Genomic DNA, 19,308 nt, shown 5'->3' with positions numbered 1-19,308 from the left:
CCGCTTTCAAAGATCAAAATAAATTACAGCTCTTCAAAATAAAGTGGTTTGCGTTCTTTTTTACCCACTTCATTCATTGTCTCTGCATCGAATAGTCGACCATTGATCATGGTGTAATCAACTTTATCCGAATCTCGAATATTCTTAAGTGGATCGCCATCTATTACCATTAAATCGGCAAGTTTACCTACTTCAAGCGAGCCTACGTTTTTATCAAGCCCTAAATATTTCGCTGGGTCGAGCGTTGATGCACGTATTGCCTGAAGCGGTGTCATTCCGCCTTGAGCGAACATCCACATTTCCCAATGTGCACCAAGCCCTTCACGCTGCCCATGGGCACCTAAATTAACCAGTACGCCCAAGTCTTGCAGCTCTTTTGCCACACGTGCATTATTAAAGTGATTATAGTGATGATCAGGCGCTTTAATGCGGCGCATAGAACGTGGTAATAATTGATTTTTAGGCACAAATTTACTTAAACGTGGGTGGTTCCACACATCCGTTTTATCATACCAATAGTTTTCACCCCATATACCTCCGTAAGCAACAACTAATGTAGGTGTATAGCCTACATCACTTTGCGACCATAACTGTTTTATATCATCGTAAATATGCTCAACAGGAATAGAATGTTCAATGCCTGTGTGGCCATCAACCACCATGCTTAAGTTATGTTGCAATAATGAGCCGCCTTCAGGAACAACCATCATTTCAAGCATCCGCCCTGCTTCAATAACTTGTTGGCGCTGCTCACGGCGTGGCTGGTTATACGACTTAACACTAAACGCACCTACTTTTTTAAGGCGATCTAAATGAAATTTAGCATCGTCTAAGGAGTCAATATGCGACGTATAACCTGGCATATTTGCGCCATATAAAATAGTACCGGTTGAGAAAATACGCGGACCAACAATCATCCCTGCCTTTTGCATTTCGCTTGCGGTAAATATTTCAGAGGTATCGTTTGATGGATCGTGAATTGTAGTTACACCCAGCGCTAAACCTGCAAAGTTTTTCCAGTTTTGCTCAGGTATAATTTCATCACTTGCTTGCGAGCCATGTGCATGAGCATCAACAATACCAGGCATAATAGTTTTGCCTGTTACATCAATAACCTCAGCACCTTTAGGGATGCTTATATCGCTGGCTGTACCAATTGCTTTGATATGTTTGCCATCAGTTATGATTACACCATTTTCAATAACCTTTTCGCCATCCATAGTTATAATTTTTGCACCAGTGAGCGCAATCACACCTTTAGGCTCTGCCATTTTTTTACTGAAACCGATATTATCGCCACTTTTCACTTTAAAGTCGGCATCTTCGGCTTTGTTAATGGCAAACATCCCCTCAAGACTTGCATGATAAAGCTCAGGCCCTAATGTCCAATAAAGTTTGTTGCTCTTAGCACTCCAGCTAATGTTTTCACCAGCACGCACTGATAACTGCTCTATTGGAAATTGACTGTCTTTAGGCCCAATATTAATTGTTTTACCACTTTGAACAAGCGGCGTTACAAATACTTTAAATCGCTCAGCAAAAGCCAGATATTGCCCATCTGGTGATACTCTAAATTCAGTCGCATGCTCTGACTCGTATAGTTTGCGAACTTTTTTACTTTCAAGCTCAACTACACTAAGCGTTGGTTTTGGCCAAGGACTCATTATAAAAACGCGATCGTTTGCATCTCCAAATTGTGGTTGATAACCACTTTTTGAAATAAGCTCACTTTTACCACCTTTAGTACTTACGCTATAAACCCCCGGATTAAGTGACCACTTAGGGTTTAAAATACTGCCTCCTGTGGCTTTACGATAAACAACCGTCTTTCCATCTGGGCTAAAAGTTGGCTCTACATACTTGCCTGGCTGCGTTGTAATGGTATCGCCACGGCCACTGCGCGCAGACACAACCCTTACAGACCCTTGTTTATTATCATCCCATGTGGTGTAAACTATTTTTTTACCATCGCGAGAGTACTGTGGAAATAATTCGTAATGATCTATTTGCTTTGTTAAACGCTTTATTTTACCCGATTCTAAATCACGTTTATAAATATGCCCAAGCGCTTCAAATATTGCCGTTTCGCCATCTGGGCTTACTTGCACATTACGCAGCATTTTTACATCAAACTCATCAGTATCTAAGTTTTGTGTAAAGCGCACCGCTTTTTGAATTTTTTTACTTGTTTGCACTTTAAAAGGAATGGTTTGTACAGATTTTTCTGCAACATCTAGCTTATGAATTGTACCACCAGCCCAAAATACTAACTCTTCGTTATCGGGTGTCCATGCAATAGTTGGGTAAACCCCATGAATAGCCCAGGTTTCTTGCATATCTCGCTCAAGCTTATCGTAAAGCTTAGTGTGCTCACCACTGGTTAAGTCATATAAATAGAGGCTTGTTTGAAAGTCATCACGCTTTATATAAGCAAGCTTTTTACCATCAGGTGACGGTGTAGGCCTAATTGCGCCGCCCATAACATCGATTATGGTTTCAATTTCGCCCGTTTCTCGGTCGTAACGTTTAATTTTATAAATGCCCGCTACAGAATCCTTTGAGTAATGAAAGGTTTTACCGGGTGTTGCATCATGCGAAAAATAAACATAACGACCATCAGGTGAAAACATAGGCTCACCTAAATCTTTTTGATCGTTCTCGCGTTTTGTAAGCTGTACGCCCTTGCCGCCCGCTTTATGATACAGCCACACTTCACCTGCTCCCAATGAGCGACTCGCCGTAAAGTGCTTACGTGCAACTAAGTAATCCCCATCAGGACTCCATGCAGGGCTATTTAGCAATCGAAAGGTTTCATCGGTAACAGTGTGTTGATTTTCGCCATTTAAGTCCATTATCCAAATGTTATCGCCACCACCTTGATCGGAGGTAAACGCAATACTTTTGCCATTAGGACTAAAGCGAGGCTGCATTTGCCATGCAATATCAGAGGTGAGCTTTGTAGCTGTGCCGCCACTCATTGGCATAGTGTAAATATCGCCAAGTAAGTCAAATACCACTGTTTTACCATCTGGGCTTACATCGATATTCATCCAGGTGCCTTGCTCAACATTTATTGCAGCATCAACAAATTGCCCTTTAGGTGAATCTACTTGCCATTTTCGTTCGCCTTTCTCGGCGGCATTTACCTGCCCTATCGCTAATGACACCGACAGCGCCAGTACTGTATGAAGCATTTTTTTCATGCGTTTCTCGCTTATTTTTGTTGCTGTAAAACTATTTTACACAATTGCAACAAAAACAAGCGTAACTTACCAGCGTTATATGCTAAAGCGTGGTTTATATAGGTTTAATGCCAAACTATAGGGTCAAACTGATAGTAATTAACGAGCATTCTGTAGATTTCAGGATCGTACCGACGCAGCTCTGCGGGTTTTTCAAGGAAGGTTTCGGTTATAACAGCAAAAAATTCGGCTTCATTAGTTGCGCCATAACTATGTATAACATGGCTCATACTATACGCCACATGTGTTTTTAACTGAGTAAATGCACGGCTAAATACACGTCCCCATTCTGTGTATTGCGCAGCGTTTTTTAAAAGTGGCGTACCCGATGTTTTACCTGTTTCTTGATCAAGCTGATGGGCAAATTCATGAAAAACTAAGTTATGTCCATCGCTTGGTAAACGATTACCCTCAAGCACATCATGCCAACTGAGTACAAGCGTGCCGCCAGGCCATGATTCACCCAAACGTACAGCGTTATGATAACTAACAAGCCCTGCACTATCACGGGTCGATTGCGGCGCATAGTAAGCACTTGGGTATAATAATATCTCCTTCACGTTTTTATAAAGCGGCCATGGCTTATTTAGCACAAGTACGCACGCGTCGGCAGCTACAATTAATTTCATGGCAGGTGTTAGCTTTAAACCATCGCGCCCTAAAAAGCGTTTTTCGTTTAAAAACCAGACAATATGGCGCTCTAGCTTTTCTCTATCTGCGTCAGTCATTTTTTTATAAATAGGCATGCAGCGGAGTAAAATATCTTTTTGCTGAGAATTTAAGGAGAGAGTTTTATACTTTTTTTGCCATAAGCGGTTTTGTATTGAAGGCCATCGCCAAAACACAATAACAAACACAACTAAAATGAGTAATAACAGTCCATTTATCATAAGGACGTCCTAAATTAATTTATGTTATATAAATATGTCCGGGGATGTTGTTTTTCAACTGCACATGGCTCCACATTTAATATAGAGCCAACACGTTATTTTAAAATTGTTTAATAATAAGCTTTAGCTTACCTGCCAATCAGTTATTACAAAAGTCATCAAAGGCACTTTGCAGTACGTTGATAAATTTAGCGACATGCAAACCATCCATTAATGAGTGATGTACATCAATAGCTAAAGGCATTGTGCCTGTGTGTTTATCAAACTGACCAAATACAAATTTAGGAATGCCTAAACTCTCCCCTTCACTAAATGCATGCGAAAACGCACTAAAATTCAGCCACGGCAAAACAGATATGTGAATTAAATCTGCCTGCCCTTCAGTTTGGGTAAATGCATCAGAAAATAACGGCTGTTGTTTCGCTTTTTTGCTTACAGCATTTGCATGGCTTGCAAACTCTTTAAACTCACTTGTGCTATTAAAATAACTAAAAACAAACGTATCGTTTTCAGATAGCTCAACCACACTTGCGCGAACACAGTTAAGTAGCCACGGCTTACCGTCTATTATACGTAGCATTATTGGATCGTACTCATGGCACGCTTTTAAAGTGCAATATACATATGCTTGAAAAAAAGAAAATTGATTGGTTTTGCAATAGTTATACAGTGCTTGAACATCTAAACGCACACACACATTAAAATAAGGCTGGGAAAAGTGTTTAAATAATTCAAAGTGTTGCTTTCTAGGCCAATTATCTAAATCGATAGGCTGCATGAGAGAAGTTGAGTGAGTCATAATTTGCCGCACAAAATTAAAAATAAAGTGTACCGCTGTTCAATAATAATTGCATTAGGGTCTGTTAATCTTTCAAGGTTAAATCCGCAAAGATCAACACCCTTTAACTTACAGATAAACAAAAGGTGTGCAATTGCACACCTTTATTTCATTTAGCTTAAATTTACAGACCGTTTTTAATGATCTCTTGTGCTAACTCATCGGCAATTAAATGCGTTGATTTTTGCTCTTTTTCACTGCGAGCAAAAATTTCAGTCAAAGTATCGAATATCACCTCAACATGCTTATTAGATGCAGCTTTACTGTAACCTTCAGGTGCTGTTTCGTAATAAACATTAATAATACCGCCAGCGTTAATTACGTAATCTGGTGCATATAAAATGCCTTTTTCACGAATAACTTCACCGTGGCGAGACTCTGCCAGCTGATTGTTAGCACAGCCTGCAATAATAGTCGCTTTTAAACGCGGTATCGTTAAATCGTTAACGGTTGCGCCTAATGCACAAGGTGCATAAACATCAACATCTAAGTCGTAAATTTCATCAATACCAACTGCTGTGGCGCCAAAATCATTAACTACACGGTCAATTGCTGCTTGGTTAATATCAGTTACAAACAACTCAGCACCTGCATCATGTAAATGTTTACATAAACCATAAGCAACAGCACCTAAACCTTGAACAGCTACTTTCACGCCTGCAAAGTCTTGGTGGCCACGTTGATGTTGTAACGCGGCTTTAATTCCTAAAAAAGTACCGTAGGCTGTAAATGGTGATGGGTTACCACTTTTACCCTCAAGACCCAGTACGTAATTAGTTTCTTTATTCATAATAGCGACATCAGCACATGTGATGTTTACATCTTCTGCTGAATAATAGCTGCCATTTAATCGCTCTAACTGACGACCAAATGCACGGAATAATTGCTCAGATTTAATCTCTTTTGCATTACCAATAATAACAGATTTACCGCCACCAAATGGCAAGCGCGCAACTGCATTTTTATACGTCATGCCTTTTGATAAACGTAGCACGTCGTAAACAGCATCTTCGTCGTTTGCATAATCCCACATTCTACACCCGCCAACTGCAGGACCTAGGTTGGTATTATGTACAGCAATAATTGCTTTTAAACCCGACTCTTCATCAGAACAAAAAACCACTTGTTCATGATTATCAAATTCAACTCGATTAAACACAGCCACTTAAAATACTCCGAAATAGTTAACCCTTGAGAGGGTATGTGCGCTGGAAATTGCCGAGACTTTATCACTTCATATTCGAGTTCGCTATACTCACAGAAGATAAAACCAATGAAAACATCAATCTTAAATTAAATAACCCAATTAAAACTTCTATACAGATAAAAAATTCACAAAACTGTCATTTGTAAGTTTTAAAAACTATAAATATAAGAACCACACAAAATTACGTTTACGTGAACGTAATACAATGTTTGCATGTAAAGTTTAATATACAAGTACTGCTTGCCCGCCACGTCCTGCTGCCTATAGGTTTCCAGTAAAAAGTGAGCTTTTTTTCAAACTGGTCAGAGCTGTAAGTTTGATAATGGCTCGATTTAAAAAACAAAAAAGCGAGCACTAGGCTCGCTTCTAAAAGCATAACTTACGTTATTTTAGTTTGCTATCAAGCTCTTCAATTTTAGCTTTCCAAATTGCTGGTCCTTGCGTGTGCGCATTGGCGCCTTCGCTATCTACAGCAACAGTTACTGGCATATCTTCTACTTCAAATTCGTAGATTGCTTCCATACCTAAATCTTCAAAAGCGACAACACGTGCTTTTTTAATCGCTTTAGATACTAAATAAGCTGCGCCGCCTACAGCCATTAAGTAAACAGATTTATGCTCTTTAATAGACTCAACCGTTGCAGGGCCACGTTCGGCTTTACCAATCATGCCTACAATGCCTGTTTTTTCTAGCATCATATCGGTAAATTTATCCATGCGAGTGGCTGTAGTTGGGCCTGCAGGGCCTACAGCTTCATCACCAACGGCATCAACTGGGCCTACGTAGTAAATAAACTTGTTATCAAAGTCTACGCCTTCAGGTAAACCTTCACCTGAATTGATCATGTCTTGCAAACGTTTATGCGCAGCATCACGGCCTGTTAAAATAGTGCCTGAAAGTAAAACGGTTTCACCCATTTTCCATTCTTGAACATCTGCTTTTGTTAATGTGTTTAAATCAACACGGCGAGTACCCTCACCTACTTCAAATGTTACTTGTGGCCAATCTTCAAGTTTAGGTGCTTTTAAGTCAGCTGGGCCTGAACCATCTAAAGTAAAGTGTACATGGCGAGTCGCAGCACAGTTAGGGATCATTACCACTGGTTTTGATGCAGCATGCGTAGGTGCTGTTTTAATTTTAATATCAACAACCGTTGTTAAACCACCTAAACCTTGCGCGCCAATACCTAATTTATTAGCACGTTCGAAAATTTCTAAGCGAAGTTTTTCTTCAGTAGTTTCTGCGCCGCGTTCCATTAGTTCATGGATATCAACCGGGTCCATTAATGACTCTTTTGCCATTACTGCTGCTTTTTCAGCCGTTCCACCAATACCTATACCTAGCATGCCTGGCGGACACCAACCAGCACCCATTGTAGGTAGTGTTTTTTCAACCCATGCCGCAACGTCATCTGATGGGTTTAGCATTACCATTTTACTTTTGTTTTCAGAGCCGCCGCCTTTAGCCGCAACCATTACCTCTATTTCACCACCAGCAACTAAATCAATATGAACAACTGAAGGCGTATTGTCTTTAGTGTTTTTACGTGTGCCTGCAGGGTCTGCAACAATAGAAGCACGTAGCGGGTTATCTGGGTTCAAATACGCACGGCGAGTACCTTCATCAACCATTTGCTGAACAGTTAAATCTGTTTTATCCCACTTAACATCCATACCCACTTTTACAAAACACGTAATAATACCTGTGTCTTGACACAGTGGACGTTTGCCCTCAGCCGACATACGCGAGTTAATTAAGATTTGAGCTATTGCATCTTTTGCCGCTTTACTTTGTTCTTTGTTGTAAGCTTTTTCGAGTGCTTGAACAAAATCAAGTGGGTGATAAAAAGAGATGTATTGCAATGCATCTTCAATGCTATCAATAAAGTCTTGCTGACGGATTGTACTCATTAGTGGTTCCTTAAGTTACCGTTACGCATAGTCGCGTAATCTATATCAAACCGGTGACGGTGGTTTGCACTGTTTAATTACAGCGCTTTTACTTAAACGCTGCCAAAAAAATTTGACTTATGATACCCTCCCAGCCCGTTTCGAGCCAGTTCTTAAAGGGGCAGTAAATGCTAAACAATAAAAAAAATTGTACTAAATTAGCCATAACGCAAAACTGCATTGACGTTTTTGCGCATTTTTCGCATTTGCCTTACGCAATTCTTTTAGACTCAGCCAATAGTAATCATATAAATAGTCGTTTTGATATTATTGCTATTGAGCCGCAAAGTACCCTTGAAATAAAAAATAACCAAAGTTTTTTTAATAATATTGAAAGCAATCAATCGTGCTTTGAAATTATGAACAGTGAGCTTTTAAAACTCGATTGCACTAAAGCAGATTACGACCTGCCGTTTAATGGTGGCTGGCTTGGTTACTTTGGTTACGACCTCGGCCGCACAATAGAGAGCATGCCAAGTAAAGCGATTCATGATATTAACTTACCACAAATGGCTATTGGTCTTTATTTAGACGCCCTAATTTACGATAAACTTCAACAAAGTTGGTTTTATGTATCTCAGCCAAACATTGACCGCTTAGCTCTGTATCAGCAATATTTAGATAAAAACGTAACAGTTGAAAAGTTTGCTCTTAATAGCCAGTGGCAATCTAATATGAACCAAGCAGACTACGCTTCAAGATTTGCAAAAATCGAAGATTATTTAAAAAGTGGTGACTGCTATCAAATTAATTTAGCACAGCGCTTTAGTGCTCACTACAAAGGCTCACCATGGAGTGCTTATATAAAATTGCGCGAGGCCAACAAGGCCCCTTTTTCAAGCTTTATTAATCATCCGCAAGGGGCCATATTATCCATCTCCCCTGAGCGCTTTATTTTGGTAAATAATAACAGAGTTGAAACCAAACCTATTAAAGGCACCCTACCACGCAAAGGCGATGCGCTTGAGGATCAGCATCAAGCTAACTTACTGGCCACTTCAGCAAAGGATCGTGCAGAAAATGTGATGATTGTCGATTTACTGCGTAACGACTTAGGCAAAGTAGCAAAACCCGGCAGCGTTCACGTCCCTTCCCTTTTTGCTATTGAGAGCTTTCCGGCAGTGCATCATTTGGTAAGCACGGTAACCTCAGAACTTGATGAAGGTAAAACAGCAGTTGATCAGTTAAAAGCGGCTTTTCCGGGCGGCTCAATCACCGGTGCGCCCAAAATTAGAGCGATGGAAATAATTGAAGAACTCGAGCCACATCGTCGCAGTATTTATTGTGGCTCTATTGGCTATTTAAGTGCCTGCGGTAATATGGATACCAGTATTACTATTCGTACTTTAGTCTGCCATAACCAACAAATTTACTGTTGGGCAGGCGGAGGCATAGTGGCTGATTCTAAAGTCGAATTGGAATATCAAGAAACATACGATAAAGTGAATAAAATCCTTCCTTTATTAACACAGTAGGTGGCTTTGAATAGTGAATATATTAGAGCGCGGTTTCAATTAAGCTCAATTGCTGTGCCTAACCAGCTAAAAGATACACGTAAAAAGCGTGCCAGTGCAGTTATGCTACCCATTATCGATATAGATAATCATGCGCATATTTTATTGTGTAAACGCCCCACTTATTTGCACCACCACCCAGGGGAAATCTGTTTGCCTGGCGGTAAATTTGAGCCAAGCGATATTAAACTTCGTACGACTGCACTTCGTGAACTTGAGGAGGAGCTTAATATTACGCCAAGTAACGTAACAGTGCTTGGACAACTACCTGAGCACTCTACCTTAACTGGTTTTAGTATTAGCCCCTTTGTGGGTTTGCTTAATAAAAACACTAGATGGGAGAACGACCATAATGAAGTTCAGGCAAGCTTTTTACTCTCGCTTAGTGATTTAAGTAACGATGCTAATTGGCAGCCTTTGCCTTTTCAACGCTTTGGTAAAAAAATTACCTTACAAGGCTTTGCAACTCAACACGGATTACTTTGGGGAGCAACGGCGAGCATTATAAAAAACTTTACAAAACAGCTCGCCCTACCAGTGTAAATCTTCACTATTGTTGGTTACATGCCAACAATTCCACGTTATTATAATCGACCGTTCAAAGAACAGCTTCATGCTGAGTAAACAAAGTAGAGACACACACTATGATCAGTGCATTTGATATGTTTAGCATTGGTATTGGCCCTTCTTCATCACACACTGTTGGCCCAATGCGCGCATCACGTTTATTTGTTAATGAATTACAAGAACAACAATTATTAGCAAATGTTACCGATATAAAAGTAGAGTTATACGGTTCATTAGGGCAAACAGGCGTAGGCCATGGCTCTGGTAAAGCGGTAATTTTAGGCCTTGCCGGCTACGACCCAGAAACAATAGATGCCGATTTAGTTGACAATATTTTAGCAACTATTGAAAATGAGCAGGTGATTTACCTGAATCAAACTCATAAAGCAAAATTTCCTAAGCAAGGCGCAATTGTTTTTCATCGTCGAAAAACACTGCCTAAACACTCTAATGCAATGGAAATTATTGCCTCAAACAATAGCGAAAAAATTTATAGTAAAGTTTACTACTCAATTGGTGGTGGCTTTATTGTTACCGATGAAGAATTTGAAAAAGAAAAACAAGCAGCGCTTGATATTAGAGAAGAAAACCCTGCACCTTTCCCTTTCAGTAGCGCAAAAGAGCTACTAGAAATGTGTAAAGAGTCAGGGCTTAGTGTTTCAAGCTTGATGATGAAGAACGAAAAAACACTGCGCACTGAAGATGAAATAAAAGATACGTTGTTTCATATCTGGAAAGTAATGATGGCCTGTATTGAGCGTGGAATGCGTACAGAAGGTATTTTACCTGGCGGCTTAAAAGTAAAGCGCCGTGCACCCAGCTTATACTTAAAACTAAATATAGAGGTCAGTAACGATCCGCTTCGTGCAATGGACTGGGTTGATTTATTTGCCCTTGCCGTAAATGAAGAAAACGCAGCAGGTGGCCGTGTAGTTACCGCACCAACTAATGGTGCTGCGGGTATTTTACCGGCTGTGCTTATGTACTATCACACATTTGTGAAAGAAGTAGACCGCGATATAGCCACGCGTTATTTATTAACCGCTGCTGCTATTGGTATCTTATATAAAAAGAATGCCTCTATATCGGGTGCTGAAGTAGGTTGCCAAGGTGAAGTTGGCGTTGCATGCTCTATGGCTGCAGGCGCATTAACAGAAATTGTTGGTGGCAATGTTGTGCAAGTAGAAAACGCAGCAGAAATTGGTATGGAGCATAATTTAGGCCTCACATGCGACCCTGTTGGTGGCTTAGTACAAGTGCCGTGTATTGAACGTAATGCAATGGGAGCGATTAAAGCAATTAATGCCTCACGTTTAGCTATTCGTGGCAGTGGCGAACAAAAGGTATCACTTGATAAAGTGATAAAAACCATGCTTGAAACCGGTAACGATATGAAAACCAAATACAAAGAAACCGCTCGCGGTGGATTAGCAGTTAATATTATCGAATGTTAATCAGTTCTCTAAAATAAAAAAACCACCTATTTTTTTAAATAGGTGGTTTTTTATTTTTCGTGGAACGTAGCTCAGGTTAATTAAGAGCTATTTAACAGGTAACTCTATATCTGCAAATAATTTATCTACGTCATCTTGGTTACGTAATAAGCTTGCTCGCTCTACTAGCTCTTTAGTTAAGTGTGGTGCAAACCGTTCAATAAAATCATACATGTAAGTACGTAAAAAGCTGCCCTTTCTAAAACCAATTTTAGTCGTACTTGCTTCAAATAAGTGGCTTGCATCAATACACACTAAATCGGTATCGCTCACTTGATCTATCGCCATTGAAGCAACAACACCAACTCCTAAACCCAGTCGTACGTATGTTTTTATGACATCAGCATCGGTTGCAGTAAATACAATGTGTGGTTCTAGTCCGTGTGCGCTAAACGCTTTATCTAACTCTGAGCGCCCCGTAAAACCAAATACATATGTAATGAGTGGATATTGGGCAATATCAGCAACGGTTAAACTATTTGCCTTTTTAGCGAGCGGATGGTCTTTAGCAACCACAATACTGCGGTTCCAATGGTAGCAAGGCAGCATAACTAAATCTGAATACAGATGCAGTGCTTCTGTTGCAATAGCAAAGTCGGCATCACCGCGTGCTGCAGCATCCGATATTTGCTGTGGAGTACCTTGGTGCATATGAAGCGATACCGCAGGGTATTTTTTCATAAACCCTTGAATAACGTTAGGCAAAGCATAACGAGCTTGGGTATGAGTAGTTGCAATGTTCAACTTCCCCTGATCAGGCAATGTGTGTTCATTTGCGACCGCTTTAATCCCCTCAACTTTAGATAATATTTCACGAGAAATATTAATTATATCTTCGCCAGCACCGGTTACATGCGTTAAATGTTTACCACTGCGACCAAAAATTTGTACACCCAACTCATCTTCTAACATGCGTACTTGCTTAGAAATTCCTGGCTGCGAGGTAAATAAACTCTCAGCAGTCGCTGAAACATTTAATTTATGATTTTGTACTTCTACGATGTATCTGAGTTGTTGTAATTTCATGGCTGCAAATTTTAACGTTATTATTCATATTATTTATAAAGGCAATACTGCTTAAAACCAAGTGTTATTTACGTAAAATAGCACTTTAGGTCTTTAGGTGTGCAATTATCTGATTAGAGCTCAAGGCTAGCATAATAAATATGCTTCAGGTAGCGGTGAATATTCGGATTTATCTTATAATTAGGCAAACTAACTTCAAAGATATGCATATTTTAAAGTTAATCTGCGCAAAACTACCCTGTTAGTATATATTTAATGTAAGATTAAATAATCAGGATATGAATTCGAGAATTTTACAATGATTGTTTCTATTATAATTACGCTAATAGTCTCATTAATAGTAATTGCTCTATTCGTTAGTGCAATTCAGCAACATAGAGAAAAGCAAGAAATAGCCCGCAGGAAAGAACTCACTAAACAAAAGGCAATTATAGAGGAAACAGAAGAGGCACTTATAAATAACTCAAATATCCCTCTATCTGAGCAAATTCTAAGCGTGTTAAAACGTCGAGTTTATGAAGCATTAAAAGTAATGTTCGAAAACTCACCGAGCTCAAAAGCTCTAAAAGATCGCTTAAGTGAAGCAAAGGAAAACCTTTCAAATGCTTCTAATGGTAATAATTCTGAGGCTCTATCACTTCCTAACAACGATAAACAACTAATAAGCCTTATTCAGAGTATAAAAAAGCTTCGCGCTATATTACGTTCTGAGCACAGTAAAGGACGGGTTGATAGTCAGTTGTTTGTACTAGAAGATAAAAAGCTAGAGAAATTTCAGTTACGCATAAATATTGAAAGCCAAATTAAGAGAGGCTTATCTGCAAGAGATGCTAATATGGTTGGTTCTGCAAGACAATATTTTGAGAAAGTTCAAGCAACATTAAATGCTATCTCTTATTCTGATGAATACGTTTTAACTAAGCGTCAAGAAGTTGAGCAATACTTAGAAGATATTAGTGTAGAATTAAGAGTATCGAATGCTAATGCACTTAAGAAAAAAACCGAGCAAGAGCAAGATGATTTAGATATATTGTTTGCTCCAAAAAAGAAATGGTAACTCTTACATTAAACTTTAATGTAAAAAAGGCTATACAAATTTTGAAATTTGAATAGCCTTTTTAGCACTAACAGCTAAGATAAAAATGCAAACTTGAAAATAAATAGTACGGTCAGTATCCAAACACTTATACTAACCTGCTCTTTTTTCCCACATAACACCTTAACCACAGTATAAGATATAAAACCAAGTGCAATGCCATGTGCAATCGAAAAAGTTAATGGGGTCATTAGTAAAACCACAGTAACAGGTATTGCATCTGTCATATCATCCCAATCTACAAATTTTAAATTTTGTAGCATCAACACAGCTACATACAAAATAGCACCTGCTGTTGCATATGCCGGTACCATTTGTGCAAGCGGTGCAAAAAACATCATTAGTAAAAAGCAAATTCCTACAACCACAGCCGTTAAGCCAGTACGTCCACCAACAGATACGCCAGCAACCGATTCTATATACGATGTAGTCGTAGATGTACCAAGCATTGCACCTGCAATAGTTGCCGAACTATCTGCACTCAATGCACGCCCTAAACGAGGCATGTTACCTTTTTCATCCGCTAAACCAGCTTTTTGAGTGACCGCAACTAACGTACCTGAAGTATCAAAAAGATCGACAAACAAGAAAGCAAAAATAACACTCATCATTGATATATCAAAAGCTGCTGAAAAATCTAGCTGCATAAAAGTAGGTGTTATTGATGGTGGCATAGCCATAACACCGTGATATTCAACTAGCCCCAGACTTAAAGCAATGCCTGTCACTAATAAAATACTAATAAGTACGCCGCTTTTAAAATCGCGATATAAAAGTGCTGCGATTACAAAAAAGCTTAATATTGCCAATAATGGGCCGGAAGAAGTAATGTCACCTAGCTGCACTAATGTTGCTGGGCTTGAAACAATAATACCTGCATTTTTAAGGGCGATTAATGCTAAAAAAGCACCTATACCTGTTGCGATAGCTCGCTTAAGCACCAGAGGTATGGCATTGATAATCCACTCTCGAACTTTAAATAAGCTTAAAAATAAAAATATACAACCCGACATAAAAACAGCCCCTAATGCAGCTTGCCAAGTGTAACCCATTCCCAACACTACACCATAAGTAAAAAAGGCATTTAGTCCCATACCAGGTGCTAATGCTAATGGATAATTAGCCCATAAGCCCATTATGAAACAGCCTATCGCAGCCGCTATACATGTTGCTACAAATGCAGCCCCTTGATCCATCCCTGCCTCTGCAAGCATTGCCGGGTTTACAAATACAATGTATACCATAGTTATAAAGGTGGTTAGGCCAGCAACGCACTCGCGTTTAACTGTTGAATTATTCTCGCTCAGTTTAAATAAGGCTTCAAACATAATAAACTTGTTATAGTAAAAAGTGGCGAGATTTTAGCATAAAAATTATCTTTTACAGGACAATTTACCTTGCGATATACTAAACTATTGAAGTCGCTAAATAACAAATGAATTAATATGCTTAAAACAACACCATCAGAGCAGGACTTAGAGCAACAGCTAGATAACATTTTAGATTTTGTTACTCAGCCTCATGACAGCTCGATGCCTATAGATAATAAAAAAGATGAGCAAAGCACTTTTAATAAAGCGCTATATTATTTAAAAAATAATCAGGCACCATTGGCTGCAAAATGGATGAGACTTGCTGCCATGGCAGGTAATCAAAGAGCACAGTTTTATTTAGGTCTATTTTTTGTGAAAGGAGAAGGCGTTCCGAAAAGTGTGTTTCATGCTAGTGCATGGTTAAGCCTTGCTAGCAGTCAGGGTTATGAGCCAGCAACCGCTGCCATAAATGATATTAGAAAACATATTGAAACAAAACGATTTAAAGATGCTCAATGCTATGCAGCTAGTTTATACGAACAAATTCATCAATTACAGTTTTTACATTTAATTCCTCGAACTTCAACTAGTGATTAGCTTTATTAAAAGTACTGTATAATATCTACGAAAGCACCGCATACATGTATAAAATATTCTGACATACAGTACTTATTAATCTTCAATCCTCCGTATAAACACCAATAAAATAATCATTTGATTTTTAACAAATATATTTAGGTTCTAACTATGAAATACAGTTAGCACCGAATAATTGTACAAATAATTAGCAAAAAACGCTTGCACCAAAACACTGTATAAACTACTGTATGCAAATACTGTATAAAAAACCAGTGGGTGAGAGATTTATGTTACAGCCAGTTACTATAAGAACAGTTAAAAGTTATCAACAAGATAATGATAATAAGTGTGTGAATCTAATTAAAATAGAAGACGAAATTTCAGCAACTTTTGAACTTCTAAAAATTCTACATAATTATAATAGCTCTAATGCGTGGACATTATTAATTGCACCAGATCATGTACCTAGCAAAGCTTTACTTGACTCGTGTTCTATAAATACAAGTAAACTATTAGTGATCAGACAAAAACATTTAGTAAACCTAGAATACGTATTAAGCTCTGCATTGCATAATGGTAATTTCGCTGCAGTAGTTACTTGGACTGATATAGTAAATAATAAGTTATTCACGAACCTCTCTCTAGATTTAAGTAAAACAACAAAACTATATTGTTTTATAAGGGATAGCATAACAACAGAGATACCGTTAACCCAATAAGATTGATAAACTAATCTTTTAAACTCTGTATTATTATTATGGTCTCACTCAATACCACACTATGTCCTTGCGGCAGTGAACAAAATTACGCTGACTGCTGCAAACCACTTCATTTATTGGTGAAAAAAGCTAAAACCCCAGAACAGCTTATGCGATCTCGCTACAGTGCTTATGTCACTAAACATGCTAAATACATTTATCAAACTTATGCGAGTGAAAAGCGAGCAGAAAATTCCATTGACGAAATTAAAGATTTTGCAAATAGCTGTCGATTTGTAAACTTAGAAGTTATCCGCTCAAGTCATGATGAAAACAAAGGTCATGTTGAATTTAAAGCTAGCTACTTTTACCAAAATTTATTTTGCCAGCTTCACGAATATTCACTATTTATAAAAGAAGGTAATACTTGGCGCTATTTAAATGGAACAATATTTCCTATTGCCGATATTAGAGTAAGTAGAAATGATAAATGCCCATGCTCAAGTAATAAAAAATATAAAAAATGCCATGGTGAATAAAAGAGTTTACTTTATCTAGATCGTTGTATTAGTAAAAAGCAAGGGCTAAAAACATACTTGATTACGCCCTTGCTTTTTAGACTCATACATTTTTTCATCGGCAAGTTGTAGTGTATTTTTATTACTTTCGTAGGGCTGCAAAGTTGATCCACCAATGCTGATAGTGACGAATTCATACTCTGAATATTTATGAAGTATTCCTAAATCGATGACATTTTTCTTAATCTTATCGGCAACACAAATCGCGCCTTCAATACTTGTATGAGGTAAAACAACAACAAACTCTTCGCCGCCATAACGTGCTACAAAATCCGTTGGCCTTTGTAAGCTATTGGTAATAGTTTGTGCAACTAGGTTTAAAACCGTATCACCTTGCACATGCCCATAAATATCGTTGTATTGCTTAAAATAGTCGATATCTATAAGTAATAAAGCATAATCTACTTTCTCTCTCAATGCACTTCGTTCCATTTTAGAAAAGTGAGCATCAAAATAACGACGATTAAAAACTTTGGTTAAATCATCTAAGAAAACTTTTTGGTTGAGCAAATCATGTTGTAACTTCATCGTTATATGGGCGCGAACTCTTCTAAACAAAGTTTCAGGATTGATCGGCTTTTTAATAAAGTCGACAGCTCCCGCTTCCCAACATTCTTCTTCTTGGTTTTCAAATGAGGTCACAAAAATAACCGGAATACTTTGGGTTTCTGAAGTATTTTTTAATTTCAGACAGGTCTCAATCCCACTCATTCCTTCCATATTAATATCAAGTAAGATTATGTCCGGTGGATTTTGTTTACATACGCTAATAGCCTCCTCACCACTACTCGCTGTTACAATATTAAAATGTACTGATAATATTTTTCTCAGCACAATAATACTCAATAGCTGATCATCTACAATAAGTACTTTGGAACCCCTCAAACTTAGTTTTAATTGATGGTCGGAATAATTGATTGGCATATTTGCTACTACTTGTTATTTCATAACCAAATACTATATAGTTAATTTTTGTTATGCAAATGTTAATTAAAGCAATTGGAATACAACTTTTGATCAAATTTACTCTTTATAATTATCAACTTAATAAATTATATCTTCTCATAAACAAAAAATGGGCCTTTAGGCCCATTTCATATATTTCTCAGCTACCGAATAAGCTAGCTTCTTCTATTCGCCATCATCAATATCTAACTGTTGGCGCTGTGCAGCTCGTGCTAAAATTTCTACATAAAAAGAAGTTAGCCCTTGCTTTTCGATTTCGCTAATTTGGTTACTTAATTCAGCTACGTGCACAACTTGTGCATCTTCTGGTGTATTACCAAATTTACAATCAAATGCCCAGTAATCTGCATCTTCAGGTAGCGTTTTATTGCGCTCTCTTTTCAAATATTTTTTCACTTCGTGCTTTGCAGCATCAACCATACGAGGGTATTTGATTTTCTCGTGATTTAGCGTGAATGTTTTCTTCATTACTTTCCTAATTACCTTGGTTTAATGATAATGGCATTTCATGTCATACCATTTGAGATCATTATAGCAATTGCATTTAACTTTTGGATGCTTTTTTTTATTAAATCAATTATTAGCTTGCATGAATGCGATAGAGCATAAATTAACAGTTCATTATTACATACATGTTTATGTGAGAGAACTTATAAGTTAAACAGCAACAAGGTTTAATGGTTGATGGATAGCGTCATTATTTAAACTCTCATAAAAGGCGGCTGCATCAATAAGAGGGGCTGTTAACTGTGTCTGCTCATTTTTAATACGCCTTCTAACTGCAAGCTCACAATTATCTATGATATTAAGCGGTATGTATTTATCATCATTTCTAATAGCGAGAGGCTCTGGATTTAAATACTGGTAAAGCTTGAGACTTGCCATACCATTGACTTCCCCTTCTTCTGAAATTAAGGAAGCATTAAATTGACCAACTAGCATATCAAACTCATCAGGGGCTAAAGGTTGCTTTGGACCTGCGCCAAACTGCTTTCTTAGCACCTTTTCTTCTATAACGAAGTTATCTATTTCAGTTTTTGGTAAATGAAATTGACTAAAGTCAAGTACGTTATGTGACAGCATCGCTAATAAAAGTGCAAAATCACCGCGACGGTTTTCATGAATACTATTGTTGAGTTTACTTTTAAGCTGACTCTCTGTGATTAACAAATCATCGATTTGCATGGTCTTTAGCCGATTATAATAACTGATAGGTATTTATCGGCATTATTTTAATTTTCTTTAGCTTTTCTCTTTACTTAAATACGCAGTTTGCTATTATCAGCGCCGTTGCATTGGAGGGGTTCCCGAGCGGCCAAAGGGATCAGACTGTAAATCTGACGGCTCAGCC

The 19,308-nt window shown here is 38.1% G+C and carries 17 protein-coding genes; 7 read left to right on the top strand and 10 right to left on the bottom strand.

Annotation, left to right across the window (positions count from 1 at the left end; genetic code table 11):
* Window positions 1-23: 23 nt before the first annotated feature.
* The 5 genes from V6260_RS00085 to V6260_RS00065 all read right to left on the bottom strand — a co-directional run bounded on the left by V6260_RS00085 (window position 24) and on the right by V6260_RS00065 (window position 8,088).
* Window positions 24-3,203: an amidohydrolase family protein gene (locus V6260_RS00085; protein ID WP_341591920.1), complete on the bottom strand. Its 3,180-nt coding sequence runs from the start codon at window positions 3,201-3,203 to the stop codon at window positions 24-26.
* Window positions 3,204-3,307: 104 nt separating this feature from the next.
* Window positions 3,308-4,132, bottom strand: coding sequence for a M90 family metallopeptidase (locus tag V6260_RS00080; protein ID WP_341591919.1), 825 nt, complete (start codon window positions 4,130-4,132; stop codon window positions 3,308-3,310).
* Window positions 4,133-4,271: 139 nt separating this feature from the next.
* Window positions 4,272-4,910, bottom strand: a complete 639-nt coding sequence (locus tag V6260_RS00075) for a chloramphenicol acetyltransferase (RefSeq protein WP_341592569.1) — start codon at window positions 4,908-4,910, stop codon at window positions 4,272-4,274.
* A gap of 184 nt (window positions 4,911-5,094) precedes the next feature.
* Window positions 5,095-6,135, bottom strand: a complete 1,041-nt coding sequence (locus V6260_RS00070; protein ID WP_341591918.1) for a Glu/Leu/Phe/Val dehydrogenase — start codon at window positions 6,133-6,135, stop codon at window positions 5,095-5,097.
* 426 nt (window positions 6,136-6,561) lie between these two features.
* Complete coding sequence (locus V6260_RS00065) at window positions 6,562-8,088, bottom strand: fumarate hydratase (RefSeq protein ID WP_341591917.1); 1,527 nt, start codon at window positions 8,086-8,088, stop codon at window positions 6,562-6,564.
* A 167-nt stretch (window positions 8,089-8,255) separates the two neighbouring features.
* Between V6260_RS00065 and pabB the strand changes: the two genes are divergently transcribed.
* The 3 genes from pabB to V6260_RS00050 all read left to right on the top strand — a co-directional run bounded on the left by pabB (window position 8,256) and on the right by V6260_RS00050 (window position 11,662).
* Window positions 8,256-9,602 (top strand): aminodeoxychorismate synthase component I, encoded by a 1,347-nt coding sequence (gene pabB, locus V6260_RS00060; RefSeq protein WP_341591916.1) that lies wholly within the window; start codon window positions 8,256-8,258, stop codon window positions 9,600-9,602.
* Window positions 9,603-9,608: 6 nt separating this feature from the next.
* Window positions 9,609-10,184: a CoA pyrophosphatase gene (locus tag V6260_RS00055; RefSeq protein WP_341591915.1), complete on the top strand. Its 576-nt coding sequence runs from the start codon at window positions 9,609-9,611 to the stop codon at window positions 10,182-10,184.
* Window positions 10,185-10,285: 101 nt separating this feature from the next.
* Entirely contained in the window at window positions 10,286-11,662 is a 1,377-nt protein-coding gene (locus tag V6260_RS00050) for an L-serine ammonia-lyase (protein WP_341591914.1), read from the top strand.
* Between the two features lie 87 nt (window positions 11,663-11,749).
* On the opposite strand, the gene cysB is transcribed toward V6260_RS00050, so the two are convergent.
* Window positions 11,750-12,727 carry an HTH-type transcriptional regulator CysB gene (cysB, locus tag V6260_RS00045; protein ID WP_341591913.1) on the bottom strand — a complete coding sequence of 326 codons (978 nt, stop codon included), beginning with the start codon at window positions 12,725-12,727 and terminating at the stop codon, window positions 11,750-11,752.
* Between the two features lie 298 nt (window positions 12,728-13,025).
* Between cysB and V6260_RS00040 the strand changes: the two genes are divergently transcribed.
* Complete coding sequence (locus V6260_RS00040; protein WP_341591912.1) at window positions 13,026-13,784, top strand: hypothetical protein; 759 nt, start codon at window positions 13,026-13,028, stop codon at window positions 13,782-13,784.
* A gap of 74 nt (window positions 13,785-13,858) precedes the next feature.
* On the opposite strand, the gene V6260_RS00035 is transcribed toward V6260_RS00040, so the two are convergent.
* Window positions 13,859-15,151: an NCS2 family permease gene (locus tag V6260_RS00035; RefSeq protein WP_341591911.1), complete on the bottom strand. Its 1,293-nt coding sequence runs from the start codon at window positions 15,149-15,151 to the stop codon at window positions 13,859-13,861.
* Window positions 15,152-15,268: 117 nt separating this feature from the next.
* Here V6260_RS00035 and V6260_RS00030 point away from each other — a divergent pair, with 117 nt between their 5' ends.
* From V6260_RS00030 to V6260_RS00020, 3 genes are all read left to right on the top strand, one after another.
* Complete coding sequence (locus tag V6260_RS00030; RefSeq protein ID WP_341591910.1) at window positions 15,269-15,733, top strand: sel1 repeat family protein; 465 nt, start codon at window positions 15,269-15,271, stop codon at window positions 15,731-15,733.
* 269 nt (window positions 15,734-16,002) lie between these two features.
* A complete protein-coding gene (locus V6260_RS00025) occupies window positions 16,003-16,434 on the top strand; it encodes a SulA-like leucine-rich domain-containing protein (RefSeq protein WP_341591909.1) in 432 nt (143 codons plus the stop codon).
* A 38-nt stretch (window positions 16,435-16,472) separates the two neighbouring features.
* Window positions 16,473-16,952 carry a YchJ family protein gene (locus tag V6260_RS00020; protein ID WP_341591908.1) on the top strand — a complete coding sequence of 160 codons (480 nt, stop codon included), beginning with the start codon at window positions 16,473-16,475 and terminating at the stop codon, window positions 16,950-16,952.
* A 45-nt stretch (window positions 16,953-16,997) separates the two neighbouring features.
* Here the strand turns inward: V6260_RS00020 and V6260_RS00015 are convergent, their stop codons facing one another.
* The 3 genes from V6260_RS00015 to V6260_RS00005 all read right to left on the bottom strand — a co-directional run bounded on the left by V6260_RS00015 (window position 16,998) and on the right by V6260_RS00005 (window position 19,142).
* Entirely contained in the window at window positions 16,998-17,915 is a 918-nt protein-coding gene (locus tag V6260_RS00015; protein ID WP_341591907.1) for a diguanylate cyclase, read from the bottom strand.
* A gap of 207 nt (window positions 17,916-18,122) precedes the next feature.
* Window positions 18,123-18,425, bottom strand: coding sequence for a DUF6172 family protein (locus tag V6260_RS00010; protein ID WP_341591906.1), 303 nt, complete (start codon window positions 18,423-18,425; stop codon window positions 18,123-18,125).
* Window positions 18,426-18,614: 189 nt separating this feature from the next.
* Window positions 18,615-19,142 (bottom strand): VC2046/SO_2500 family protein, encoded by a 528-nt coding sequence (locus tag V6260_RS00005; protein ID WP_341591905.1) that lies wholly within the window; start codon window positions 19,140-19,142, stop codon window positions 18,615-18,617.
* Window positions 19,143-19,308 lie beyond the last annotated feature (166 nt).

This window comes from Pseudoalteromonas aliena (assembly GCF_038155085.1).
GTDB lineage: Bacteria > Pseudomonadota > Gammaproteobacteria > Enterobacterales > Alteromonadaceae > Pseudoalteromonas > Pseudoalteromonas aliena_A.
Note: the sequence above shows the minus strand (reverse complement) of the source record. Positions and strands in the feature narration are given on the sequence as shown.